Raw genomic sequence first — 23004 nt, 5'->3', positions numbered from 1 at the left:
CCGACACAGAGGGCTCGACCGGATGGGCGGGTTACGCCGTCCGTTCGAAGCTCATGATCCAGTTGACCTCCCACGTCGCCCCGCCGTCTGGTGAGAACGCCTGCTCCCAACGCGCTCGTTCAGGCCCGATGTCCGACCAGACGAACCGCACGAGGATGGGCTGCCCCCGCAGGGTGTCATGGGCGTAGAAGCGTCCGACGCCGCCCTCGAAGCGGCCTTTCACCGGCGGGTCCAGCAGCGTGGAGCGTCCGTCGTGCCACCAGATTGCCCATTCGCCCGTCTGCGGGTCGCATCGCCGGAACGCCGCCGCGCGATAGGCGCCCGCCGGATCGTCCAGCAACTGGTCCTCGACATTGGCCTCGCCGGCCGTCAGCTCCGAAGCGCGGCAGGTCCCGTTGAACTCCACCCAATCCGAACATCCCGTCAGACGCTCCGCGAGCTTGCGGTGGTGCACGCGCCATTCGCCGGTCTGGAAGCCGAAGTCGCCCATGAACCCCTCCATCTGTGTTCACAGGGCATAGCCCAGCCATGCTGCCAGGGTCTGTCAGCAGACCGGGGAGCGGGAGCGCTCCGCTCGCGGACGAACGCGCCGAGAGTTTAGCCGATGTTCGGGTTTCGGCGGCCCGATGGGTCTAGCTGAGAGGGTCGCAAGAGATCTCGAGCGGCGAGCCGCGCCCAATCCGGTCCGCGGCGCAGCCTGGGATCGCTGACGCTTAAGGATTGGCCATGCCCATCGTCGCCCTGTTGATGTCCGCCGTCGCCGCCCTTTTTGTTCATAGCGAGAACGGAGCGCGGCGTGACGGCCCCCCGCCGGCGAGCGCGCCGGCCGCCCCAACTCAGGCCCATGGCGCGCCCGCGCCTGGATTGGCCGCGAGCGTTCCTGCGGCCGTCGCCGCGCTTTCCATGCTCGGTCTCGTGGGAGCCACCCGGCTTCGCCGCCCCAAGAAGCGGTCCGACGACTAGGGGCGCCGCGGCAGTCCGCAGTCGCAGCAGGCTCAGGTCTTGCCGCCGCCGCGCCAGTAACGTTCCCAGCGTGCGGTCGAGGCCAGGTCGCATCCCGCCGGCTCTGCAATGACCAGCATCTCGCGTAGACGACCATAGCGGCTCAGCCCAACCGAGGTGAGCAGCGGACGCCACACCCGCCGTGCGAACACGGCGATGCGGTCAGGCTCGGCGCCCACCCAATCCGTATATGCGTACAAGGTGCGGTCCCCGGGCGCCGCAAGGTTCAACAGGGCTGCGCGCGGCGTAAAGCTCGGCGGCACCACCGCAATGATCAGCGGGCGAGGGCAGGCCCTAAGGCTCACCTGATAGATCCGCTCGCTCGCATCCCGGACCTGCGCCGCATCGGAAGCCGGAAACATGGACGCAAGCCGCTGGGCGATCTCCGAACGGGGGTGAAGCGACGGGCGCTCCGACCAGGCGTTGGCGGCGGCGACGATGAGCAGCAGGGCGGCGGCCAGGCGATAGACCCAGCTCATGTTCGTCCGACCAGCCGGGTGCCGACGGCGCTGATCAGCACGGCGCAAGCGGCGGCGGCGGCGGCATAGATCCCGGCGCCCGCGCCATCATGCCAGAACTGGAAGAGTGGATAGGACTGCGCCATCGCGAAGATCCGGGCCACGTTCAGCAGGATCTGCACCGCGCAGGTGGCGCCGATCACCCAAAGGTCGCCCTGGCGCCATTCGGGCCGCTCAAGGCGGCTGACGCTCATGTAGCAGAGCAGGGCGAGCGAGACGTTGCTGAAGCTTGAGCAGCCCTCCTCGACGACAATGCTGAACGTGGGGCTGGTGGTGATGATGTTGCCCGTCCAGGTCGCCCCCGGCACGAACAGCTGCGTGGCCCACCCGACCAGCGTCGCGTCCACCTTCACGATCTCCGGACCGACCGCCGCGAACAGGATCTTGCTCCACAGTTGGTGGACGGCCAGCGCCAGCATCACCGCGCCCGCCGCCCTGGCGTTCACGTCCCGCGAGGTCAGGACTGTCAGCGACAGCAGGGTCAAGGCGGCGCCCGCCGCGTGGTTCGGCCCCAGCGCTGCGAGCGCGGCGGCGGCGAATGCCGCGCCGATGTCGGCTGGACGTGCTGCGACGGGAGCGCAACGGGCCAGGCGCATGGCCGCCGCGGCGAACGCCAGGCTGTCGAAGATGGCGAACCGCTCCGCCCCCTCCATACGGAAGTAGTTGCGGACCAGAAAGCTGATGGCGGCGGCGGCCAGGGCCCAGAGCAGGATCTCGCGCCGGTCCATCGCGCCGCGTGAAACGACGCCGCCGGGAAGCGTGACAACGGCCGCTCTGATATCAGCGCCCTCGCTCATCGGCAGAGCATACAGCCAAACGGCGTCAGCCGCGAACGCTGGTATCTGTCCTCGCGAAAGCTTCAGCCGTGGAAGACCTGCCCCAGGCCGGCCAGGCATGCGAACAGGACGATCCCCGCTGCCGCTAGGAGACCCAGAGCGTAGAAGGGTTCGTCCTGCTCGTAGCGTCGCACCGCAGCCATGGCGATCGGGGCCGCCGCCAGCAGCGCCAGCGCCCAGATCAGATAGTTTTCAAGCTCTTCGCTTAAGTGGCTCATGGCTACAGCAGCTTCACGCTTTCGACCTGCCAGGCAGGGGAGTCGGACCGAAGCGTCGCCGCCAGAAAGTCCAGCGCAGCTCGAACGCCTGGCAGCAGGCCGCGCCGGGACGTGAACACCAGGTGCAAGATCCCCTGGGGCGCTTCCCAGTCAGGCAGCACCCGCACCAGTCGGCCGCTCTCCAAGAACTCGCGTGAGGCATATTCCGGCAGCAAGCCGACGCCAACACCGCCCAGCACCGCTTCTCGCAGCAGGGGGAAGGCGCTGGCGGTCAAGCGCGGTGCGTGCGCGGCCTCGATGGTTTCGCCCGCCTGGTTCATCAGACGCCAGCGGTCCACACCGGCGCCTTCGCCCAGGGATACCGTGGGGAACAACGCCAAATCGCTGGGGGAGGCCGGCGCGCCGCGCGCCGCCAGCAGCTCGGGGCTCGCCACCAGCACCGACCTCGTCCGCTCGATGATCTTCACCTGCAGGTCCGCGTCCGTGTCCAGCTGCTGCCGCACCCGCACCGCAATGTCGACGCCTTCCTCGATGAGATCCACGCGCCGGTTGCTGATCAGAAACTGCAGCTTCAGCTTCGGATGCGCCGCCATGAAGTGGGGCAGGCACCCGGCCACCAGCCGGTCCACGCCGGGCGGGCAGCTGATACGCACCAACCCCTGCGGCTCGGCCCGCATGCGGGAGATCACGTCGTCGATGGCCTCGGCCTCGGCCAATGCTGCGCGGGCGTGGCGGTAGACGTCCTGGCCCACGTCGGTGACCTTGAAGCGGCGCGTGGACCGTTCCACCAAGCGCACGCCCAACTCGTCCTCCAGCGCCGCCACGCGCCGGCTGATCCGCGACTTCGGCACACCCAACGCTCGCGAGGCGGCCGAGAAGCCGCCGTTCGACACCACCGCGGCGAAGAAGCTCAGGTCGTTCAGGTCCGGCATTCGGCGTCCTGTTTCTGCAACGGACTGTCGCGCAACTGACGACTACTGCTCCGCTCGTTGCAGCAACAGATAGGCGGCGTGCCAACGCACTGGAAGGACACGCACCCATGAAGCTGCTCCACATCGACGCCGGGATCACCGGGCCGGGCTCGGCCAGCCGCCACATCTCCGCCGCCGTGGTGAACGCGCTGACCGCCGCTGATCCCACCTTGCAGGTGGTGCGCCGCGACCTCGACGCGGACCCGATCCGGCACCTCGACAGCGCGGGGCTTGCGACCTTGGCCGACAATGAGGTGCTGCGCGAGTTCCTGGAGGCCGATGTGCTGGTGATCGGCGCGCCCATGTACAACTTCGGCATGGCCAGCCAGCTGAAGTCCTGGTTCGACCACATCCTCGTCGCCGGCCGCACCTTCCGCTACGGCCCGAACGGTCCGGAGGGCCTGGCCGGGGGCAAGAAGGTGATCATCGCGTCGGCCCGCGGCGGGGTTTACGCGCCCGGCGCGCCCAGCGCCGCCGCCGACTTCCACGAGCCGCATCTTCTCCAGCTGCTGCGCTTCATCGGCATCGAAGACGTGGCGATCGTGCGAGCCGAGGGCCTGGCGCTTGGCCCCGAAGCGCGCGAGGCCGCCCTCAGCAAGGCGTTGGCCGACGCCGCTAACGTCCCCGCCACCTTGACCGCCAAGTTGGTGGCGTAGCCCCGGTCGCATCCGACGCGTTGCGGATGTCCGCCGGTGGTCTACCCTTGCGCCTAGTCAGAGGGGTCCAAGGGTATGTGGTTGAAGTCGTTTGCGTTCGGACTGTCTTGCGCGGCGCTTGCGTCCTCGGCCGGGGCGCAGGCCCCGCGGCAGGTCTGCAGCAACGCCACCGGCCACCACGACGGCTTCTACTTCACCTTCTGGAAAGACGGCGGCGACGCCTGCATGACGCTCGCGCCGAAGGGGCGCTACAGCACCCGCTACCACCTCGTTCCCCGCAAGAACCTGGTGGTCGGCAAGGGCTGGGAGGTCGGCTCCAAGGAACGGCGGCTCGGCTATCGCGCGACGTTCGAGCCCGGCGCCAACTCCTATCTGACCCTCTACGGCTGGTCCGTCGATCCGCTGGTCGAGTACTACGTCGTCGACAGCTGGGGCTCGGCGTTCAAGCCGCCTGGCGAAAGCGCGCCTGTGCTCGGGACGGTGGAGAGCGACGGCGGCACGTACCAGATCTACCGCACCACCCGCGTCGAGAAGCCGTCGATCCTGGGCACGCAGACCTTCACCCAATTCTGGAGCGTCCGCACCGAGCGCAGGCCGCAGGGCGCCGACGCCGCCATCACCTTCTCCAACCACGTCAGGGCGTGGGAGCGCCTGGGCATGCGGCTGGGGACGATGAACTACCAGGTCATGGCCACCGAGGGCTTCGGCAGCACGGGACGGTCAGAGGTCACCGTCTGGGAGCAGCCGCGCTGACCGCCTGCCGATCGCTGAGCGTTCACCCATCCCGCTAAAGCCTGCCGCCCTAGAGAGCCGTCTGCCCGGAATGCGCAACCGGCCGCCTCCTGCCTGATCAATCCGTGGGCGGAGGCTTCTGTTTGCGGCCGCCCTGGCCATTTCCCGCGCGACTCCCGTCCAACGCCCCGCAGCATCCGGCCGCCAAAGTGATTGGGGGCTCTTATGTATCGAAGCGGTAGGTTCAAGGTTCTGCGCTCGCGGCTGCTGGCCGGCGTGGCGGTAGTGGCGGCTCCGGCCTGGGGGCTTGCGGCCAGTCCAGCTCTTGCGGCGCAGAGCGCAGGGCAGGTTGCGTCCGACAGCTCGGACAGCGAAGTCGGCGAGGTGGTCGTCACCGGCTCGCGCATCGTGCGCAACGGCAACGACGCGCCGACGCCCACCACGGTTCTGTCCACCGCCGACATCCAGGAACGGAACCCCACCAATATCGCCGACTACATCACCCAGCTGCCCTCCATGGGCACAGGCAACACGCCGCGCACCACGACCCTGTTCGCCAACGCCACGGGCGGTGCGAACCAGCTGAGCGCGCGTGACCTGGGCGTGACGCGCACTCTTGTGCTGCTGGACGGACGCCGTGTGGTGGGGTCGGGCATGTCGCCGGCGGTGGACGTCAACCTCCTGCCGCAGAACCTGGTGCAGCGTGTGGACGTGGTGACCGGCGGCGCCTCGGCCGCCTACGGGTCGGACGCGGTGGCCGGCGTGGTCAACTTCATCCTCGACACCGGCTTCACCGGCCTGAAGGGCGGGGTGAACTTCAGCCGGACCGCCCACGGCGACGGCGACATCGGGTCGGGCGACCTGGCCTTCGGCGCCAAGTTCGCCGGCGGCCGCGGCCACGTACTGCTCAGCGGCAACTACTACAAGGGCGAGCGGATCGACTTCTATGACGACCCGCGAGGCTGGTTCCAGCCGGGTCTTCGCCTGCTGAACAACCCCGATTGGACGGCCACCAACGGCCAGCCGGGAACGATCGTGCGCACCGACGCCGGCTACAACAGCACGCCGGGCGGTGTGATCGCCTCCGGCCCGCTGCGGGGCATGGCCTTCGGTCCTGGCGGCGCGGTGCAGAACTTCGTGTTCGGACCGATCCAGCAGGGCCAGGTGCAGGCGGGCGGGACGGTCGAGTCCATGCCGATCCGCGGCGCCCTGCTGCCGGACGACGAACACTGGAGCATCTATGGCCGCGCGAGCTACGCGCTGACCGACAACATCACCGCCATCTTCGAGGCGAGCTACGCCGGCAACGACACCGTGAACTGGTCGGCGGTCTACAATCGCCAAGGCTCGACGGCGATCACCATCAACCGGAGCAATCCCTTCCTGCCGGCGGAAACGCAGCAGGCCATGGACCGGGCCGGCGTCACGTCGTTCCAGATGAACCGGCTCTTCTACGACATGATCAACACGCCGGGGACGCACATCGGCGAGGCGGGCTACTACCGCCGCCAGGACCGCATCCTCGCCGCCCTGGAGGGCCGGTTCGCGGACAGCGGGCGCTGGCGGGCCTACTACCAGCGCGGCCACAGCGACGTCTGGTACACCCGCGACAACAACATCATCGTCAGCCGCTTCAACCAGGCGATCGACGCCATCGCTAACCCGGCGACCGGCGGCGTCCCAGGCGTGGCGGCGGGCGCCCCGATCTGCCGTTCCACCCTGGCCAACCCGTCCAACGGCTGCGTGCCGATGAACCTCTTCGGGGAAGGCTCGCTCGGCGCGGCTTCCATCGCCTGGGTCACCGGCTACAGCGAAGGCCTTCAGACGCGGCAGGATCTCGACTTCGTCCAGGACGTCTGGTCGATCGACGCCCAGTACAGCCCGTTCTCGACCTGGGCCGGCGAGGTGTCGGTGGCGGCGGGCTTCGAGTACCGCAAGGAGTCCTTCTCCTCGACGGCGGACGCCCTTTCGCTGCAGTCGCTTTGGAATGTCGGCAACTTCAAGGGCGGCAGCAACGGCTACAACGTCAAGGAGGTGTTCGCCGAAGTGCTGGTGCCGCTGCTCAGCGACCTCAGCTTCGCCCGCAGCCTGGAGTTCAACGGCGCGGTCCGCCGGACCGACTACTCCACCAGCGGGCCGGTCACGACCTGGAAGGCGGGTCTCACCTGGGAAGTCGCCGACCTCCGGCTGCGCGGCACCCGCTCGCGCGACATCCGGGCTCCAAACCTGAACGACCTGTTCGCGCCCAGCAGCCAGTTCGTGAACGCCTATCTCGACCGGACCCAGCCGGGCAGCCCGCAGGTGCCGAACATCACCCTCAGCGGCGGCAATCCGAATCTGACTCCGGAAATCGCCGACACCTGGACGGCGGGCGGCATCTACCAGCCGCGTTGGCTGCCCGGGTTCAGCGCTTCGGTCGACTGGTACAAGATCGACATCGCCGACGCGATCACCGCGGTGGGCGCCCAGCAGATCATCGACATGTGCTACGGCTTCAATCGGCCGGTGAACCCGGCGGCCTGCGACAGCATCGTCAAGGCTGCAGGGCAGACCAACCTGGTCAACGCCACCATCTACACCAGCGGCATCAACGCCCAGACGGTGTCGGTGGAAGGCATCGACTACGAGGCGAGCTACCGCACCGATCTCGACCGGTTCAACCAATCGCTGCCGGGGTCGATCAACCTGCGCCTGCTGGTCTCGCAGCGGCTTAAGGACGAAACGGTGCTGCCGGGCGACTCGGTCCCGCCGACCCTCGGCACCTTCGGCAGTCTGAAGTGGCGCGGCCTGCTGACCACGACCTACGCCGTGGGGCCGAGCCGCACGACCCTGACCACCCGCTACCTGGGCAAGGGCACGATCACCAACCAGCCGGAAACCAGCCGGACCGGTATTCCGGCCGCTTTCAACCGCGTGGATCCCGTCTGGTACTTCGAGCTGGCGCAGAACTACGACATCACCGTGGGCGGCCACCGTGTGACGCTGTTCGCCGCGGTGGAGAACCTGTTCGACCGTGATCCCGAGCCGATCCCCAGCAGCGGCACCTCGTTCGGGACCAGCGCGCCCTACGACCTGCTGGGCCGCTCCTACCGGGCGGGCATGAGGTTCGTGTTCTAGCAGCCGACCTTGCTGCGAAACGAAAGAACCCGCGCCGGGCGACCGGCGCGGGTTCGATCTTTTCAATCAGGCTTTGGCGGGCCTGAGGCTGATCAGCGGGCCGGGCGGGGCGCCCGTCCGCCGAAGGTGACGATGCTTTCTGCGCCGGAGGCCGACAGGGCGGAGACGCCGATGAAGTAGTCGTCGACGATCACGTCCTTGAGCACGGTCTCGGCGGCGCCCGCGGGGACGTCGCGGTGGCTGGTCCAGTCCTGCTGGTCGTTGCGCCGCCAGTGGACGCGATAGCCCGTCGCGCCGGGAACGGCGGTCCAGACCACGGTGGTGTCGCTGCCCAGAGCGCCGCGCAGCTGGACCTGCTCGGGCGCCGGGGGCGCAGCGGCGAGGCGGGCGATGGTCGCCACGTTCACCGCCGTCACCTTGGCCAGGTACGGGAAGTCCATCTTGTCGATGGTGTCGCCGTACTCGACCCCGCCGGTGGTGCGCAGGTCCTGGTGCTGCTGGTTGTAGTTCTCGATACCCACCGAGAAGCGAACGGCGGGGTAGCCCAGGCGCAGGAACGGCTCATGGTCGCCGCCGCGGCCGAAGCGGTCGGGGCGACGGTCGACGAACACGTCTAGCCCGCCCGGGATGCCTTCCGCCACGTGGTCGATGGCCTTGGCGAGCGCGCGGCTCGGGCCGTCGTCCTCGCCGCCGTTGCCGCGGCGCGTCAGCTGCTCGGGGACAGCCTCGCTGGCGCGGATCCCTTCCGAGAACACCCGCACCCGATCGGCGACCCGCGCGCCGTTCTGGCCCACGGTGTTGCCCACGATGTCGTTGTTGAGCACGGCGGTGACCACCCAGCCCCGCTCCTTGGCGGTCTCGGCCAGCAGCGTCCCGCCGAGGAGGCCCTGCTCTTCGCCTGAAAGGGCGGCGTAGACGATGGTGGCGTCAAACGTCTGCCCGGCGAGCAGACGCGCCGACTCCAGGACCAGAGCCACGCCCGACGCGTCGTCGTTGGCGCCCGGGGCATCGCTGGTGAAGTTCATGACGTCGCTGACGCGGCTGTCGATGTGGCCCTGCACGATCACCACCCGGTTCGGATCGCGGCCGGGCTGGATCCCGAGGACGTCCACCACATTGACGCCTTTCGGTGCGCGCTCATTGGTGAAAACCCGCTCGATGTTGGACACCTGGATGCAGCCGCCGCAACGCGCGCTGATCCGCTTCATCTCCTCGGCGTACCAGCGCCGCGCCGCGCCGATGCCGCGGGTGGGATGGTCAGGATCGGACAACGTGTGCCGCGTGCCAAAGCTCACCAGCTTGGCGACATCGGCCTTGAGCCGTGCAGGATCGGGCGTCGCCTGGGCGGACGCGATCGCGGGCAGCAGGAGCGCTGCAAAAGCCAGGTACTGTAATCTCACAATGACCCCTCGTATCTCGTCTGACCGATCAGGTGGTCCGGCGCACCATGCCGGCTTGGTGTGAATGCCCGCAGCACAGAGCCGCGACGGCGCGTCCTAAGCAGGCGCCGATCGCCCGCTGGAAGCAAGCGATGGTAGGGGGCGACGGCGCCTCGGCGCATCTTGAACGGAGCGACGGAGCTCGACTGTCGACGATCCGCCGGTCCGGCGCCTCGATTGCTCCGAAGGCGCACAATTTTTGGTCGCCAACTATGCGCCCGGACGCCGATGGAGTCGGTTTGGCGGGCGCTCTCGCGTCCTTTGATCTGCAGGACAGGGCGGCGAGGCTGGAGGCGGATGATGCTGCAGCGAGTTCTCTTGGTTCAAGGCGGGAGCAAGGGCGCATATGTCTCGGACATGGCCCTGGCGGACAGCCTGCGCCGCAACCTCGGACCTGGATACGATGTCCGCTACCCGGCCATGCCGGACGAGGGCGAGCCCAACTACGACGCTTGGAAAGCTGTCATTCTTGAAGAAGTGAGGGGAACGGCGCCTGCCGCCTTGGCTGTCGGCCACTCCATCGGTGGCTCGGTGTTGGCCAGGCTCATGACGGAGACGGACATCAGCGGGCCGGACCTGATCGCGGGCGTCTTCCTTGTGGCGGCGCCGTTCTGGCACGACCACCACTTCTGGCGCTGGGACGACGTCGCCTTGCCAGCGGACGCGGCAGGCCGCTTCCCCGCCGGAGCACCTCTTTTCCTGTACCATGGCGAGGCGGACGCAAGCGTCCCGGTCTCACACCTACGGATGTACGCTCGCGCGCTGCCCCAAGGCGTGGTCCGAGCCTTGCCCGGGCGAGATCACCAGTTGAACGGCGACATGAGCGAGGTGGCCCGCGACATTTGCGGCCTGAGGGCGGCGCACGCCTCCCCTTGAGCATGGCTTTCGGCCCGCCAGCTCGGCGCTTTGCTGCTGTGGATACGAAAACGGCGCGGGAGAGACTCCCGCGCCGTTCCGTTTGGTCTGAATGACCGAAGTCTTACGCCTCGGCGTAGTCGCCTTCGATCTGGCCAGCGCCGCCTTCGAGGAGGTCGGCCGCGGCTTCTTCGGCCGCCAGACGCTCTTCTTCGAACTGCGAGCTGATGACGTTCTCGCCGCGCGCTTGGCGCTCGGCTTCGTCCTGGCTGCGGGCGATGTTCAGGGTCACCGTGACGGTGACTTCCGCGTGCAGGCGGACCTTCACTTCGTGCATGCCCAGCGTCTTGATCGGCTTGTCCAGCACGACCATCGAGCGCTCGACCTTGCCGCCTTCCGCCTGGATGGCGTCGGCCACGTCACGACCGGCGACCGACCCGTACAGCTGGCCGCTTTCGCCGGCCTGACGGATCAGCACGTAGGAGGTGCCGTCGAGCTTCTCGCCGGCCTTGCCGGCGGCGTCCTTGGCGCGCGCGTTGCGGGCTTCGATTTCGGCGCGTTGCGCTTCGAAGACCTTCAGGTTCGCGGCGTTGGCGCGGAGCGCCTTTTGGCGCGGCAGGAGGAAGTTACGGGCGTAGCCGTCCTTCACGGTCACGACGTCGCCGAGACCGCCCCAGCCTTCCACACGTTCAAGCAGGATGACTTTCATGTGCTTCTGGCTCCCTTACTTCACGACGTAGGGGAGGAGGGCGAGGAAGCGGGCGCGCTTGATGGCCTTGGCCAGTTCACGCTGCTTCTTGGCCGACACCGCGGTGATGCGCGATGGCACGATCTTGCCGCGCTCGGACACGTAGCGCTGCAGCAGCTTCACGTCCTTGTAGTCGATCTTCGGGGCGTTGGCGCCGGAGAACGGGCAAACCTTGCGGCGGCGGAAGAACGGACGGCGCGCGCCGCCCGCGGAAGCGCCAGCGGCCGGAGCCGGGGCGGCGGAGGTTTCGTCGGTCATGTCGAAGTCCCCCCTTTCTTAAGCTTGGAAGTTTTCGTCGCGCGGACGATCGCGGTCGCGATCGCGGCGGGCGAGGATCGGGGAGAGCTCGAGGTCCAGCTCTTCGACGCGGACGGTCATGTAGCGCAGCACGTCTTCGTTGATCGACAGCTGGCGTTCCATTTCCTGCACGGCGGCGGCCGGCGCATCGATGGCGAGGAGCGAGTAGTGACCCTTGCGGTTCTTCTTGATCCGGTAGGTCAGGTTGCGCAGACCCCAGTACTCGATCTTGGCGACGGAGCCGCCGCCTTGCTCGATCAGAGCCTTCAGGGTGTCGTTGAGCGCTTCGGCCTGCTGCGGCGAGATATCCTGCCGCGAGATGACCACGTGTTCGTAGAGAGCCATAGTTTCCTTCTTCCGTTCTGGAAAGCGGCGCAGACGACGGCCGGAAGGTCCGTCGGATACGATGGCTCTCAGCGCGGCGGCCGGGGGTTTCCCGACCCATTCGCGTTCCGCGTGAGACCGCCTTCCGTGAAGAGGCGCGCAAATACGGGAAAACGCCTGATGGAGCAAGGCTTTTGCGCTTGCGCGGCGCCGTCCCGCTCATAGTCTCCCGCTCAAGTCTGGGGAGAATCGTACCTATGTCGCAACTCGTCCGCGCAGCCCTGTGCGCCGTCGCCCTCGTTGTGTCCGCCACGCCGGCCCTGGCGCAATCCGCCGCGCCCACGCCGAAGTCGCTGGAACTGGCCCGCCGCTACATCGCCGCCCTGAACATGGACCGCACCATGACGGCCACCATGCAGGGCTTGGCTCCCATTCTGGTGGCCTCGCTCGAGAAGCGCACAGGCAGCCCCGCGCCGGCGGGCTTCACGGACGCCTTCGCCCAGTCCAGCACCGAGGCCGTGGCGGTCGTGATGCCGAGCCTCATCGAGCGCATGGCGCCCGTGGTGGCTGCCAGCTTCACCGAAGCGGAGCTGGAGGCGGGCGTGGCCTATTACGAAAGCCCGCTCGGCCGATCCATGATGGCCAAGGTGCCCGCCTATACCGGCAAGGTGCAGCCGGTGATCGCCGAACTCATGCCGCAGATGCAGGATGAGCTCCGCGAGCGGCTGTGCAAGCGGATCGACTGCGGCGCTGATTGATCAGCGCTTCGCCACCTTGAGCTTCTGTACGGCCGCCAGGGTCTGATCGACGTGGCCGGTCGGATCCATGGCCGTGTAGACGTGGGCGATCCGCCCGTCGCGGCCGATGACGTAGGACGTGCGGGACGACAGCTCGGGGGCCGGGCCGCCGTTCCGTCCCTGCATGCGTGCGTCGAACTGGGTGGCGATCTTGGCGCCCGGGTCGGCGGCCACCGGGAACTTGCCGCCGCAGTGCTCGGTCTCGCGCGAGAAGTCGGCCAGTTCATTGACCTTGCCGGCGGTGACGCCGATCACCGTGGCTCCCCTGGCCTTGAACTTGTCGACCGACTCCGAGAACAGGCGGGCCTCGAGGTTGCACCCGGCGGTGTGCGCGGACGGGAAGAAGTACAGCACCACCGGACCCTTCTTGAGGGCTGAGGCGAGGTTGTAGGTGAAGGGCTTGCCGGCCAGGTAGGCGGGCGCGGTGAAGTCGGGCGCCTTGGTCCCGGGCTTCAGGTCGGCCCAGGCGGGGGCGGCCGCAAGGGCGGCGCCGGCGGCGGCGAGGACGAACAGGCGCTTCATGGCGGTCTCCGATGTGATGACCGCCAATATAGCGCCGTTTCGCTGGCCGTCAGGCGAAGATGAAGTCGCCTTCGTTCAGGCTCGACAGCTTCACGTTCTGCAGGGTCAGGATGTTGGCCGCGTCGTAGGTGATGACCACGTGGGCGCCCGACTGGACAGCATGCGCCTTCAGGTCGGCGAAGTTGGCGAACATCGCCGGCGACATCTGGATCGTTTCGTTCTTGACGTCGAAGTCGGTGATCACGTCGCGGCCGAAGTCGCGTTCGAAGATGAACAGGTCGGGGCTGTTGCCGCCGGTCAGGGTGTCGTCGCCCGCGCCGCCGTCCAGGGTGTCCGAACCGTTGCCGCCCAGCAGCAGGTCGCGCCCGCCGCCGCCCATCAGCAGGTCCTTGCCGTTGTTGCCCATCAGGGTGTCGGCGCCGCCCATGCCGGACAGGACGTCGCCGCTGTTGCCGCCGCAGATACGCTCGCCCGCCGCCGTGCCGACCAGGGTCTGCGGATGGTTGCCCCCGCAGATGTCGGCGCCTTGCGGCAGGGCGCCGACCTTGACGGTGACGCTGGCGACCGTGGAGTCCAGCGCCCCGTCGGACGCCTTGAACTGGAAGCTCACCGTGCGGCTTTCGCCGGGCATCAGGTCCTCGTCGGACGCCAGCGGCTGGACGTAGAACGTCCCGTCGCTGTCCAGCACCACGCCTTTGGGCAGGGCGCCCACCGCCTTGAAGATCAGCGCCTGGCCGTCCGGATCGCTGCCCAGCAGGTGGCCTGTGTAGGTCTCGCCGCCGGTGACGCTGGTGTTCAGCGACTGCACGGTCGGCGCGCGGTTAGGCTGCAGCACGAGGTTGTCGAACGCGCCCCAGTTCTCGCTGGCGCCGCTGACGGACCAGCTCAGCTGCAGCAGGCCCGAGGAAAACGCGCCGGGCAGGGCGACGGTCTGGAAGCTGTCCACGTTGTCCGTGGTGAAGCTGTACTCCACCAGGTCGTAGCTGCCGGCCTTCAGGCCCTGGAAGGTGAAGGTGACCACCTGGGTGCCGGTGATCGGGTCCTCACCGTCGAAGCCCTTGAAGTTGAAGCCATTGACGTCGATCGACACAGCGCCGAACGCCTGGCCGCTGCTGGCGCGCACCGTGATGGTGTCGCTGCTCTGCTGGTTGATCAGGTAAGCGCCGGTGCCGAGGTCCGTCAGGTACGACCGATTCCAGAACGCCTCGTGCGTCGGGTCGTTGGGCGCGAACAGGCTGGTGAAGTTGAAGCCCTGCGCCGAATAGCCGGTGAGAAGCCCCGCCGGCACGTCCTCGAACTGGATCTTGATCGTCATCGCCGCCCCTGCGCCCCATTTTGGGACAGAAACCCCACGCCGCGCTTAGCACCAAAGCCAAGCTTGCGCGACCTCTCAGAGCGACTGCAAACCCCGGGCCGGGCGCCTAGTTGTAGCTGACCGTCACAACGTACGATCCAGAGTAGGCGCCCGAGGGCGTGCTGCTCGTCAGGGTCATCGCCCCGCCCACATAGAAGCTGTAGGTCCCGGCGTTGCCGGTGATGGAGCTGAGCACCGGCGCGCCTTGCGCCGTGGTGTCGGTCGTCACCGTCAGGGTGGAGGGCCCGGTCATGGTGAAGCTCGGCGGAATCGACAGCGAGACCGCCGCCCCGCCTTCACCGGTGATGGTGTACTTGGCCCGCGTCGGGCTGGGGGTGTTCAGCCACACGCCGCTGCCGGTGATCACCCGCTGCGGGTTGGTGGCCGAGAAGGTGGCGGTGGAGCTTCCGCTGGTCGGCCGCACGATGCGCCCGAACGACAGCGGCGTGTCGTTCACGATGGACAGCTTGCGGTACACGGTGGCGTCGGCCGTGCTGCCGGTTCCCGCGCCGAACGACTTGCCCGACAGCACCGCGCTGATGGCGAAGCCCGAACCCGCGGCGCCCGTCGCCTTGCCGCTGTCGTCGCCGGCGATGGGGTAGGTGGCGCCCAGCCAGAAGTAGCCGCCCCCCGCCGGGAAGCTGTTGATCACAAACGTCAGCGGGTTGGTCCCGGAGACGCTGGACACCGCCAGGGTGCCGGAGGCGACGTTGAAGCCGGTCAGCGCCCGGGCTCGCCCTGTGGGCGATCCGCTGACGCCCACGCGCACCTGCACCTTCTTGCCCGTGCACGCGCCGCTGGCGCAACTGACCGTGACCTTGCCCCGGGCCGAGCCGGAGCTGATGCGCGCGCCGTTGCCGCTTTTGCTGACCTGGTCCGTGCCGGCGTTGATCGTGAATGTGGTGTCGCCCGACGAGGCGGAGGCCACGACCCCCAGATTGGGATCGCTGTTCACACCCACGCCGAACGTCTGCGCCTGGGCCGCATTCGATGCGACCATGAGTAACGTCGCGGTCGTCGCACCAAGGAAAAGTTGAATTCTGGACGGACGGAACAGCATTGGCGAGCGCTCTAGCACGAGACGACGCAGCTTCGCTGGAAAATCATTGAGGATCCGCTGACGCGACGTCTTGCGACTGCTCTTCGGTCCGGCGTTCGAACCTGACTTCCGCCTCCGCATCCGGGATGAAGCCGCCGTCGCCCGTGATGGTGACGTTCACCGGCTTGACCAGCGACATACGCAGGCGCTGCGCCTGGCCGCCGTCCAACTCCAGCCGGTACTGTCCGGGCGGCAGGTTGATGAAGTTGGCGCTGCCGTCGAACTCGGTCGAGACCTCGCCCACGTGGCCGTTGTCGCCCACGAGCCGCAGCTGCACCGCCGCGATGCCCACCAGCGCTCCGTCCGGACGCCGCAGGGATACATGCACCATCACCTCGCCCGTCGGGCGCATGGGATAGCGGATGGTGGTCACGCTGCCGGGGTGCGGCTGGACCTGGATCACCGACGGCGGCGTGGTGACCGAAGTGTTCTCCACATTGTCCAGCGACACGCGCAGCTGCGCCGTCGGCCCTGCGCCGACGTTGCTGATGAACACCTTGCCGTCCGGCCCGGTCACCGCCGGCCGCTCGGCGCCTTCCACAAGGACGTTGCGGACCGGCTCGTCGCCCGCGTCGAACAGGCCGTTGCCGTTGTGGTCCAGGAAGGCTTCGAACAGCACCGCCCCGCCGGAGCCCGGACCCGGACGCGTCATGGCGTAGCGCCGCCGCGCCGGATCGAAGTTCAGGCCGAAGCTCAGCTGCGCGCCGGCTCGCCAGGACCGGTCGCCGTTGTTGTAGTCGGCGGTCAGCGCCAGATCCGCGAAACGCAGCCTGAAGATGGATGCCGCCGTGAAGTTGACGTTCTTGAAGTCTTCGAGCGATTGGCCGACCCCGAACCGCAGGGACGCGGTTTGCGACAGTTCCCGGTCCACCGTCACCGCCAGGGACTGCGCCACCATCTCCGGCAGCAGCTGGTAGTCCAGGGTCGAGCGGATCTGCCAAGTGTAGCTGCGATAGGTGGATCCGGCGAAGAAGCCGCCCAGCCGCTGGGTCGCATCGCCCGTGCTCGACACGATGCGCGAGTATTCCAGGCCCGTGGACACCAGGATCGCGCCCAGGCTGGCCGAACCGCGAGCCGATCCGGCGTACTCCATCGCCCCGTCCACATAGACGTTGCGCAGCGCACGAAGGGTGATCGGCAGCACCTGGCCAGCGAAGGCGATGTTGCTGTCGAGGGTGGCTTCCGTGCGGCTGGACAGCAGGCGCGTGATGTCCGATCCGGCGCCGTTCTCGTCCACGAAGCCGCCGCGGAAGCCCGCGTGCCGCAGAACGACGGTCGAGCCCAGCAGTTGCCCCGCCATGCCCACCGAATAGCCGCTGCCCCCGGCGTCGTCGTAGGCGCCGTCCAGATTGGTGGCGAAGCCGAAGATCGAGGTGCGCGCGCCCGCCGTGTAGATCTGCCGGGAATCGCCCGCCAGGGTCGGCAGCAGCGCGGCGCCGGCCGAAACCGTCAGGTACTGGGTGACGCCATAGTTCACCTGGGCGACGGCCCGCACGCCCGACGGAATGCGGTCGAACTCGTCGTCGTCGCCGATCGGGCGCAGCCGGATGATCTCTTCGTCCTGGTCCACCACGCCCAACTCGAACGTCGCCTGGCCTCGGCGCAGCAGGCCGGCGCCCACATTGACCACGCGAACGTCTTCGTTGCGCTCGCCGCGCGGCCCGTAGGTGACCACGCGGATCACGTTGACGCCGGGTGTCAGCGGCACCTTCAGGAACTCGTAGCGGCCCTTCACCGGCGTGTTCTGGCCGCCCCGCAGGACGTCGTTCACATAGAGCTCGACGTCGTAGCCGAGCGGCAGCTCGCCGCGCAGGTCGATCTGGTTGAAGACGTTGGTCTCGTCCAGCGGCACGGTGGACAGCGAGATCCCGCGCCCGCTCATGCCCCGCGGCCCGATGGTCATGGCCGGCGTGAACACGTCACCGAGGCTGACCGTCCGCGCCTTCAGCGGCCCCAGCAGCCGCCCCTCGACGGAGGTGCGCTCGAACAGGATGCGCGCCGTGCGCGCCCGGCCGGTCTCATCGGATCCGACATAGCCCTGGAAGCCCGAGTAGAGCAGGTCGCCGGCCGCCCGGATGTCATAACGGAACGGAACGGAGGGCGACTGGCCGGTCTGGTAGCCGGCGCCCAGCTGGACGTCGAAGGCGGGTAGGGTGAACAGCCGATAGCCGCCCGGCGCGCGCATGACCTCCAGCGCCGCGCCGCCGCCTTGCGTGGCCTCACGCATGCGGGCCATCCGCTCCAGGCGACCTTGGATGGGCAGGGGCTCCGTCGCCGAAAGCCGGACGCTCAGCGCGTCAGGCTCGACCAGCACCTTCAGCGGCAGCAGTTTCTCAACGGCCGAAGCGCGCAGGTAGATGTCCGTCGGGCCCACCACCAGGTCCTCGGCGGCCAGGGGGACCACGCGCGGCCCATCCCGGGCCGTGCGGCTGGCGGCGTCAACTAGCAGGGCTCGCCGCGCCTCGCCCAGGCGGCCGACAATGCGCCCTTCCTGCGGAGCGACGTCCACGTCCAACTCGAGCAGGCGGGTCAGCTCGCCCATGGGAAGCAGGGGGTCGGATGGATCGCCATAGGCTGAGAGGCCGTCTGTCAGCGTCAGGTCGTCCAGCTGGACCGAAAGCAGCAGCAGATTGACCGGATCGAGCTGCGCCGCTGCATCCAGAGACGCTTCAGCCGCAGGCGGCGCCTGCGGCTGGGCGGTAAGCGCGAAAACTGAGGAAGCGGGAAGAACTGTAAGCGCGGCTGTGGCGTACCACGTCAGGCGCTTACAGCACCTGCTTCGCAAGCACCTTGCCCGGCGACGCATCATCGTCCGTGAACGTGATCTCGAGCTTCTCACCAGCGGAGAGCTCGCGTTGCAGGGGGATCCTGACGACCCGGCGGTCGATCTCGGTGTAGACGCCGACGCCGCGGGCGACGCCGATGACTTGCGACTGCTTGCCGGTTGTCTTCGCTTCGATGTTGCCGAACAGCGAATTGGGGCCGCTGCGCACCAGGTCCATCACCAGTATGGGCGTGCGGCGCGGCGGGGCCGCGCCGTCCGGCGAGATGTCGGCGTGCTCAATGCGGGCGTTCTCGACGCCGGCTTGCACCTGCACCGCACCGGTGCGGACGATCGCCGGAATCGAAAGGCCGAACACCGAGGTGATGTCGAAGCGCAGTTCGTTGGATTGGGCACCGGCGGCCGACTCGGCGGTCACGCCGCTGGTGGCCGGCGGAATGGTGGTGATGGTCAGGTGCGTGCGGAACTCGGACGCATCCGCGCCTTCCGGCAGGTTGGCCATGCGCAGGCGGATGGTCTGGCCCTGGCCGGGCGCCAGGGTGGCGCGGCGCGGGGAGACCAGCACGACCGACTGCGCCGACTTCACCTTGTCGGCGACCGCCTTCTGCTCAGGCTTGGCCTGGGCGTCGCTCACCGCGACGATCTGGCCGTCGGGCAGCATCACCCGGTCGATCATCGAGATGTCGAAGGTGCCGGGACCGTTGCCCTGGTTGTAGATGTAGACTGTCGCGGAGCGCCGGTTACGATCCAGGGTCACCCGCTTGGGCGAGATGTTGAGGTTCGCGCCCACCGTGGTGACGGTGGTGATCGGAGCAGCAGGGGCGGCCGGCTGAGCGGAGGCCTGGCCGGCGAGCGCTGCAAGGGCGGCGACCGCCGCGAAGGTGATGATCCGGTTCAATTGTATTGCACCACGAGCAGGAGCAAGCCCGCGTAGGGCCCCGGGACGAGATTGTCCCCGCCGGCGAGATCGATATCGCCGCCGACATTGATGCTCATGGTGTCGCCGCCCAGGACGCCCCCGGCATCCGAATTGGTCGTCACGATGAAGGCTTCGCTGCCCCCAGCGCGAACCACCGTGAACGTCTCAGGCACGGCCATGGACATCGCGGCGCCAGCTTGGCCGCGAATGGTTAAAGTGGCGTTGCTCGCGGTGACGGAGCGGGCGGAGGCGGCGGTGCGCACCGACTGCGCGGCGCGGGTGCTCACCGCGCGAACCGCCACGCGCGGAATGACGAAGGGGGTGACGAGGTTCACCCCGGCCGAGTCGCGGATCACCGCGGTGATCGTGGCTTCCCCGGTGCGCGTGTCCGCATGCGCGGCGGCGCTGGGCAGCGCAGCGGCGAGCGAAACGGCGAAGAAGGCGGGAAGCAGTCTCATCTCGACCTAGATTGAACGCGGCGATGTTGCGGAGAGGTGAACCGTCACCTCTCCGCCGATCGTCTCTTACTCGTAGTTGACGGTCAGGCTGATCGTACCCGCGTAGACCCCATTGGCGGTCGCATCGCTGACGGTGAACGAACCGCCGTACTTCAGCTGGTGAGTGGCGGCGCTGGTGACGATCTGCGTTCCATTCGGGTTGGCGGAAGCGTCGAAAGCCCAACCGGCGAGGGTGGTGATCGTGCCTTCGACGGTGGTGTTCGGCGTGATCTTCGTGCCGGCCGGCGTCGTAACCGTAAAGACCGCCGGGGTCGGGGTGGCGCTGCCGCTGGCGCGGACCGCGCCGCCCGACAGAGCGCTTGGCCCGGCGGCCGTGATCGCGACGGTGCTGGAGCCGGACTGCGGCTTGATGATCGTGCCAAACACCAGGTTGCTGGTGGTCGCGACCGTAATCGGCGACTGGATGGTCGCGCTGATCGTGGCCGAGCCGGTGGCCGGCGAGGACTGAGCCGCCGCGGCGCCTGCCACGGTCATCGCGATGGTAGCGCTCACAGCGCCGAGAAGCAGGTTGCGGAGGGTGGTCATGGTTGCCCCGGTGGTCTGAAGTGGATTGTGATGGAAACTGACACTTGGTCTTGGCGAAGACTTTGATCTTTCCCAAACCCGTTGTTCGTGTGTCTCGGACACTTACGCGAGTTCAGGTGGTAGTCTTCGTCTTAACCGCTGATTAGCCGCGCCCCTCTAGAACCGTGGTATGCCACTGTCAAGGTTGTTTCCAGTGGGCTAACCATGCTCGTCAAGGTTTGCGGTCGGCCGAACAGTACTGCGGCCTAGGCGTTCAGATCGGTCGATGTTCTCCCAAGTCGATCCTGACCCGGCCTGCTCTGCAACGGCTGTGCCAGTGTTTTCCCTCCGTTGCGCCCTTGAGAGTCCCGGCTTCGAACAGCCGATCCTCTCCGACGCGAGCCGGTTTCCCCTCCCGCTCGGCGGCGCGCCCTCTGTTAACCGAAGCGTCGTCGCCTGTTCCGATCTGGCACACGGCCAAGGTTGCTGGCCACCAGTTCCTGCCGGCGACCGGTGATCTGCGACAATACGCGCGATGAAGACCATCATGAGTATTTGTGAGTAAGACGGCGCTCCCGGGCCGGTTGCGCGAAATTCTTGGCCGGCGCTCGGAATGCGGGTGCTTGGGGGCGGTAGCGGTCACGCTTGCCGGGTCTTTTCTTATCCCCTAACCCTCGCCGTCCTGAATCAACACGAGACGGAGCCGCTCATGAGCCTCGCCTTCATCTTCCCCGGGCAGGGCAGCCAGGCTGTCGGCATGGGCGCCGACCTCGCCGAAGCCTTCGCTCCCGCGCGCGAGGTGTTCCAGGAGGTCGACGACGCCTTGGGCGAGCATCTACTCCGCCTGATGCGTGAAGGACCGGAAGACCAGCTCACCCTGACCGAGAACGCCCAGCCGGCGCTAATGGCCGTGAGCCTTGCGGTCACCCGCACGCTGGAGCGCGAGTTTGGCGTCTCGATCGACAAGGCCGCGTTCGTGGCCGGTCACAGCCTCGGCGAGTACTCGGCTCTGGCCGCTGCCGGCGCCCTGTCCCTGTCCGACACCGCGCGCCTGCTAAAGCTGCGCGGCCAGGCGATGCAGCGCGCCGTTCCGGTCGGGGCAGGGGCGATGGCCTCGCTGATCGGCCCCAAGACCGATGTCGCTCTGGCCGAAGCCGCCGCGGAAGCTGGCGCGGAGCTGGGCGTTTGCGTCGTCGCCAACGACAACAACCAGGGCAACGTGGTCATCTCCGGCGCCAAGGCGGCGGTGGACCGGGCCATCGAAAAGGCCAAGGAGCTCGGCGCCCGCGCCATTCCGCTCAACGTATCCGCGCCCTTCCATTGTCCGCTGATGCAGCCGGCCGCCGACGAAATGGCCGAAGCGCTCGCCGCCGCCGCCATCTCCGCGCCGCGTGCGCCGGTGGTGGCCAACGTCACGGCCCGGCCGACCCACGATCCGGAGGAGATCCGGCGCTTGCTGGTCGAGCAGGTCACCGGCCGGGTGCGCTGGCGCGAAAGCGTCCTCTGGATGGCCGGGGAGGGCGGGGTCACCCGTTTCGCCGAGGCCGGCTCCGGCAAGGTGCTTTCGGGCATGATCAAGCGCATTGCGCCGGACGCCGAGGCCACGCCGCTGAACGCGCCGGCCGACCTCGAAGCCTTCGCCAAGTCTCTCTAAGGAACAAGGAAGCCCAATGTTCGATCTGACCGGCAAGACCGCCCTCGTCACCGGTGCGACCGGCGGCATTGGCGCCGAGATCGCCCGGGCGCTGCATGCGCAAGGCGCGCATGTGGTGCTGTCCGGCACGCGTGAGGCGGTCCTGCAGGAGCTCGCTTCCGAGCTCGGCGAGCGGACCTCCGTGGCCGCCGCCAACCTCTCGGACGCCGCCGCCGTCGACGGCCTGGTGGGAGCCGCCGAGGCCGCCGCCGGGGCGCCTCTGGACATCCTGGTGGCCAACGCCGGCATCACCAAGGACGGCCTGCTTCTTCGCATGAAGGACGAGGACTGGGAGACCGTGATCAAGGTCAACCTGGAGAGCTACTTCCGCCTCTGCCGCGCGGCCACCAAGGGCATGATGCGCCGCCGCTCCGGCCGCATCATCGGCATCACCTCGGTTGTGGGCGTGATGGGCAATCCGGGCCAGGCCAACTACGCCGCTTCCAAGGCCGGCATGATCGGCTTCTCCAAGGCGCTGGCTCAGGAAGTCGCCAGCCGCGGAATCACCGTGAACTGCGTCGCACCCGGCTTCATCGAAAGTCCGATGACCGACAGCCTGAACGAGCAGCAGAAGACCCAGATCATGTCGACCATTCCGATGGGGCGTCTGGGCGCCGGCAAGGAGATCGCTTCCGCCTGCGTGTTCCTCGCCAGCAGCGAGGCCGCCTATGTCACGGGGCAGACCCTGCACGTGAATGGCGGCATGGTGATGATCTGACGCTCGCCTCGCTGGGAGGACTGTGCTACCCGGCGGCCGAACCGCTGCGATGGTTGACTCGAAGGTCGCCGTCGTCGAACTAAAAGCCTGACTAAGCCCTGAGGGACCTACCTAATGTCCGACGTCCTTGAACGCGTCCGTAAGATCGTCATCGAGCACCTCGACGCCGATCCCGAAAAGGTCACCGAGAAGGCCAGCTTCATCGACGACCTGGGCGCCGACAGCCTCGACAACGTCGAGCTGGTGATGGCCTTCGAAGAAGAATTCGACATCGAAATCCCCGACGACGCGGCTGAGCACATTCAGACCGTCGGCGATGCGGTGAAGTTCATCCAGGAGCGCCTGGGCGCCTAAGCCCAACAATTCGCTCAGCAATTTGGCCGCC

The 23004-nt window shown here is 67.9% G+C and carries 24 protein-coding genes; 8 read left to right on the top strand and 16 right to left on the bottom strand.

Annotation, left to right across the window (positions count from 1 at the left end):
- Positions 1-31: 31 nt before the first annotated feature.
- The 5 genes from DJ018_RS17030 to DJ018_RS17005 all read right to left on the bottom strand — a co-directional run bounded on the left by DJ018_RS17030 (position 32) and on the right by DJ018_RS17005 (position 3506).
- Positions 32-490, bottom strand: a complete 459-nt coding sequence (locus tag DJ018_RS17030; RefSeq protein WP_205853804.1) for a DUF1579 domain-containing protein — start codon at positions 488-490, stop codon at positions 32-34.
- 505 nt (positions 491-995) lie between these two features.
- Positions 996-1481: a hypothetical protein gene (locus DJ018_RS17020; RefSeq protein WP_111516184.1), complete on the bottom strand. Its 486-nt coding sequence runs from the start codon at positions 1479-1481 to the stop codon at positions 996-998.
- Complete coding sequence (locus DJ018_RS17015; RefSeq protein WP_165842963.1) at positions 1478-2248, bottom strand: archaeosortase/exosortase family protein; 771 nt, start codon at positions 2246-2248, stop codon at positions 1478-1480. Before DJ018_RS17015 ends, DJ018_RS17020 begins: the two co-directional genes overlap by 4 nt.
- A 131-nt stretch (positions 2249-2379) precedes the next feature.
- Positions 2380-2574: a hypothetical protein gene (locus tag DJ018_RS17010; RefSeq protein WP_111516182.1), complete on the bottom strand. Its 195-nt coding sequence runs from the start codon at positions 2572-2574 to the stop codon at positions 2380-2382.
- 2 nt (positions 2575-2576) lie between these two features.
- On the bottom strand, positions 2577-3506 hold the full coding sequence (locus DJ018_RS17005; protein WP_111516181.1) for a LysR substrate-binding domain-containing protein: 930 nt from the start codon (positions 3504-3506) through the stop codon (positions 2577-2579).
- 107 nt (positions 3507-3613) lie between these two features.
- Between DJ018_RS17005 and DJ018_RS17000 the strand changes: the two genes are divergently transcribed.
- The 3 genes from DJ018_RS17000 (at position 3614) to DJ018_RS16990 (ending at position 8050) form a co-directional block, all read left to right on the top strand.
- Complete coding sequence (locus DJ018_RS17000; RefSeq protein ID WP_111516180.1) at positions 3614-4201, top strand: FMN-dependent NADH-azoreductase; 588 nt, start codon at positions 3614-3616, stop codon at positions 4199-4201.
- A gap of 81 nt (positions 4202-4282) precedes the next feature.
- Entirely contained in the window at positions 4283-4954 is a 672-nt protein-coding gene (locus tag DJ018_RS16995; protein WP_276309841.1) for a glycoside hydrolase family 11 protein, read from the top strand.
- A 204-nt stretch (positions 4955-5158) separates the two neighbouring features.
- Positions 5159-8050, top strand: coding sequence for a TonB-dependent receptor plug domain-containing protein (locus DJ018_RS16990; protein WP_111516178.1), 2892 nt, complete (start codon positions 5159-5161; stop codon positions 8048-8050).
- Between the two features lie 92 nt (positions 8051-8142).
- Here the strand turns inward: DJ018_RS16990 and DJ018_RS16985 are convergent, their stop codons facing one another.
- On the bottom strand, positions 8143-9450 hold the full coding sequence (locus DJ018_RS16985) for a M28 family peptidase (protein ID WP_205853803.1): 1308 nt from the start codon (positions 9448-9450) through the stop codon (positions 8143-8145).
- Positions 9451-9789: 339 nt separating this feature from the next.
- On the opposite strand from DJ018_RS16985, the gene DJ018_RS16980 reads away from it, so the two are divergent.
- The gene (locus tag DJ018_RS16980) at positions 9790-10365 is read left to right on the top strand and encodes an alpha/beta hydrolase (RefSeq protein ID WP_133254322.1); all 576 of its coding nucleotides are present in this window, start codon (positions 9790-9792) and stop codon (positions 10363-10365) included.
- Positions 10366-10468: 103 nt separating this feature from the next.
- Here DJ018_RS16980 and rplI read toward each other — a convergent pair whose 3' ends face one another.
- From rplI to rpsF, 3 genes are read right to left on the bottom strand one after another with little or no spacing between them, the layout of a single operon-like run.
- Entirely contained in the window at positions 10469-11053 is a 585-nt protein-coding gene (gene rplI / locus DJ018_RS16975) for a 50S ribosomal protein L9 (RefSeq protein WP_111516175.1), read from the bottom strand.
- Between the two features lie 15 nt (positions 11054-11068).
- On the bottom strand, positions 11069-11350 hold the full coding sequence (rpsR, locus tag DJ018_RS16970) for a 30S ribosomal protein S18 (RefSeq protein WP_111274513.1): 282 nt from the start codon (positions 11348-11350) through the stop codon (positions 11069-11071).
- A gap of 18 nt (positions 11351-11368) precedes the next feature.
- Complete coding sequence (gene rpsF, locus DJ018_RS16965; RefSeq protein WP_111516174.1) at positions 11369-11734, bottom strand: 30S ribosomal protein S6; 366 nt, start codon at positions 11732-11734, stop codon at positions 11369-11371.
- Between the two features lie 236 nt (positions 11735-11970).
- Between rpsF and DJ018_RS16960 the strand changes: the two genes are divergently transcribed.
- Positions 11971-12471, top strand: a complete 501-nt coding sequence (locus tag DJ018_RS16960) for a DUF2059 domain-containing protein (RefSeq protein ID WP_111516173.1) — start codon at positions 11971-11973, stop codon at positions 12469-12471.
- Here DJ018_RS16960 and DJ018_RS16955 read toward each other — a convergent pair whose 3' ends face one another.
- From DJ018_RS16955 to DJ018_RS16925, 7 genes are all read right to left on the bottom strand, one after another.
- On the bottom strand, positions 12472-13032 hold the full coding sequence (locus DJ018_RS16955; RefSeq protein ID WP_111516172.1) for a peroxiredoxin: 561 nt from the start codon (positions 13030-13032) through the stop codon (positions 12472-12474).
- Positions 13033-13081: 49 nt separating this feature from the next.
- Positions 13082-14347 carry an Ig-like domain-containing protein gene (locus DJ018_RS19270; RefSeq protein ID WP_165842962.1) on the bottom strand — a complete coding sequence of 422 codons (1266 nt, stop codon included), beginning with the start codon at positions 14345-14347 and terminating at the stop codon, positions 13082-13084.
- A 106-nt stretch (positions 14348-14453) separates the two neighbouring features.
- A complete protein-coding gene (locus DJ018_RS16945; protein ID WP_165842961.1) occupies positions 14454-15386 on the bottom strand; it encodes a DUF4402 domain-containing protein in 933 nt (310 codons plus the stop codon).
- A 103-nt stretch (positions 15387-15489) separates the two neighbouring features.
- Positions 15490-18270, bottom strand: a complete 2781-nt coding sequence (locus tag DJ018_RS16940) for a fimbria/pilus outer membrane usher protein (RefSeq protein WP_111516170.1) — start codon at positions 18268-18270, stop codon at positions 15490-15492.
- Positions 18251-19165: a fimbrial biogenesis chaperone gene (locus DJ018_RS16935; RefSeq protein ID WP_111516169.1), complete on the bottom strand. Its 915-nt coding sequence runs from the start codon at positions 19163-19165 to the stop codon at positions 18251-18253. The genes DJ018_RS16940 and DJ018_RS16935 overlap by 20 nt, the downstream gene beginning before the upstream one ends.
- Positions 19162-19644, bottom strand: coding sequence for a DUF4402 domain-containing protein (locus DJ018_RS16930; protein ID WP_111516168.1), 483 nt, complete (start codon positions 19642-19644; stop codon positions 19162-19164). Before DJ018_RS16930 ends, DJ018_RS16935 begins: the two co-directional genes overlap by 4 nt.
- Positions 19645-19710: 66 nt before the next feature.
- Positions 19711-20229: a DUF4402 domain-containing protein gene (locus DJ018_RS16925; protein ID WP_111516167.1), complete on the bottom strand. Its 519-nt coding sequence runs from the start codon at positions 20227-20229 to the stop codon at positions 19711-19713.
- A 688-nt stretch (positions 20230-20917) separates the two neighbouring features.
- On the opposite strand from DJ018_RS16925, the gene fabD reads away from it, so the two are divergent.
- From fabD to DJ018_RS16910, 3 genes are all read left to right on the top strand, one after another.
- The gene (fabD, locus tag DJ018_RS16920; RefSeq protein WP_111516166.1) at positions 20918-21862 is read left to right on the top strand and encodes an ACP S-malonyltransferase; all 945 of its coding nucleotides are present in this window, start codon (positions 20918-20920) and stop codon (positions 21860-21862) included.
- Between the two features lie 16 nt (positions 21863-21878).
- The gene (gene fabG / locus DJ018_RS16915; protein WP_111516165.1) at positions 21879-22619 is read left to right on the top strand and encodes a 3-oxoacyl-[acyl-carrier-protein] reductase; all 741 of its coding nucleotides are present in this window, start codon (positions 21879-21881) and stop codon (positions 22617-22619) included.
- 114 nt (positions 22620-22733) lie between these two features.
- Entirely contained in the window at positions 22734-22973 is a 240-nt protein-coding gene (locus DJ018_RS16910) for an acyl carrier protein (protein WP_012522113.1), read from the top strand.
- Positions 22974-23004 lie beyond the last annotated feature (31 nt).

The organism is Phenylobacterium deserti, from assembly GCF_003254705.1.
GTDB classification, from domain to species: domain Bacteria; phylum Pseudomonadota; class Alphaproteobacteria; order Caulobacterales; family Caulobacteraceae; genus Phenylobacterium; species Phenylobacterium deserti.
This window is presented reverse-complemented; position numbering and strand designations above follow the sequence as displayed.

Bases quoted from the DNA above. Each gene is read 5' to 3' on its own strand.
- DJ018_RS17030 (WP_205853804.1), bottom strand. From the start codon at position 490: ATGGGCGACTTCGGCTTCCAGACCGGCGAATGGCGCGTGCACCACCGC.
- DJ018_RS17020 (WP_111516184.1), bottom strand. From the start codon at position 1,481: ATGAGCTGGGTCTATCGCCTGGCCGCCGCCCTGCTGCTCATCGTCGCC.
- DJ018_RS17015 (WP_165842963.1), bottom strand. From the start codon at position 2,248: ATGGACCGGCGCGAGATCCTGCTCTGGGCCCTGGCCGCCGCCGCCATC.
- DJ018_RS17010 (WP_111516182.1), bottom strand. From the start codon at position 2,574: ATGAGCCACTTAAGCGAAGAGCTTGAAAACTATCTGATCTGGGCGCTG.
- DJ018_RS17005 (WP_111516181.1), bottom strand. From the start codon at position 3,506: ATGCCGGACCTGAACGACCTGAGCTTCTTCGCCGCGGTGGTGTCGAAC.
- DJ018_RS17000 (WP_111516180.1), top strand. From the start codon at position 3,614: ATGAAGCTGCTCCACATCGACGCCGGGATCACCGGGCCGGGCTCGGCC.
- DJ018_RS16990 (WP_111516178.1), top strand. From the start codon at position 5,159: ATGTATCGAAGCGGTAGGTTCAAGGTTCTGCGCTCGCGGCTGCTGGCC.
- DJ018_RS16980 (WP_133254322.1), top strand. From the start codon at position 9,790: ATGCTGCAGCGAGTTCTCTTGGTTCAAGGCGGGAGCAAGGGCGCATAT.
- rplI (WP_111516175.1), bottom strand. From the start codon at position 11,053: ATGAAAGTCATCCTGCTTGAACGTGTGGAAGGCTGGGGCGGTCTCGGC.
- rpsR (WP_111274513.1), bottom strand. From the start codon at position 11,350: ATGACCGACGAAACCTCCGCCGCCCCGGCTCCGGCCGCTGGCGCTTCC.
- rpsF (WP_111516174.1), bottom strand. From the start codon at position 11,734: ATGGCTCTCTACGAACACGTGGTCATCTCGCGGCAGGATATCTCGCCG.
- DJ018_RS16960 (WP_111516173.1), top strand. From the start codon at position 11,971: ATGTCGCAACTCGTCCGCGCAGCCCTGTGCGCCGTCGCCCTCGTTGTG.
- DJ018_RS16955 (WP_111516172.1), bottom strand. From the start codon at position 13,032: ATGAAGCGCCTGTTCGTCCTCGCCGCCGCCGGCGCCGCCCTTGCGGCC.
- DJ018_RS19270 (WP_165842962.1), bottom strand. From the start codon at position 14,347: ATGACGATCAAGATCCAGTTCGAGGACGTGCCGGCGGGGCTTCTCACC.
- DJ018_RS16945 (WP_165842961.1), bottom strand. From the start codon at position 15,386: ATGGTCGCATCGAATGCGGCCCAGGCGCAGACGTTCGGCGTGGGTGTG.
- DJ018_RS16930 (WP_111516168.1), bottom strand. From the start codon at position 19,644: ATGAGACTGCTTCCCGCCTTCTTCGCCGTTTCGCTCGCCGCTGCGCTG.
- DJ018_RS16925 (WP_111516167.1), bottom strand. From the start codon at position 20,229: ATGACCACCCTCCGCAACCTGCTTCTCGGCGCTGTGAGCGCTACCATC.
- fabD (WP_111516166.1), top strand. From the start codon at position 20,918: ATGAGCCTCGCCTTCATCTTCCCCGGGCAGGGCAGCCAGGCTGTCGGC.
- fabG (WP_111516165.1), top strand. From the start codon at position 21,879: ATGTTCGATCTGACCGGCAAGACCGCCCTCGTCACCGGTGCGACCGGC.
- DJ018_RS16910 (WP_012522113.1), top strand. From the start codon at position 22,734: ATGTCCGACGTCCTTGAACGCGTCCGTAAGATCGTCATCGAGCACCTC.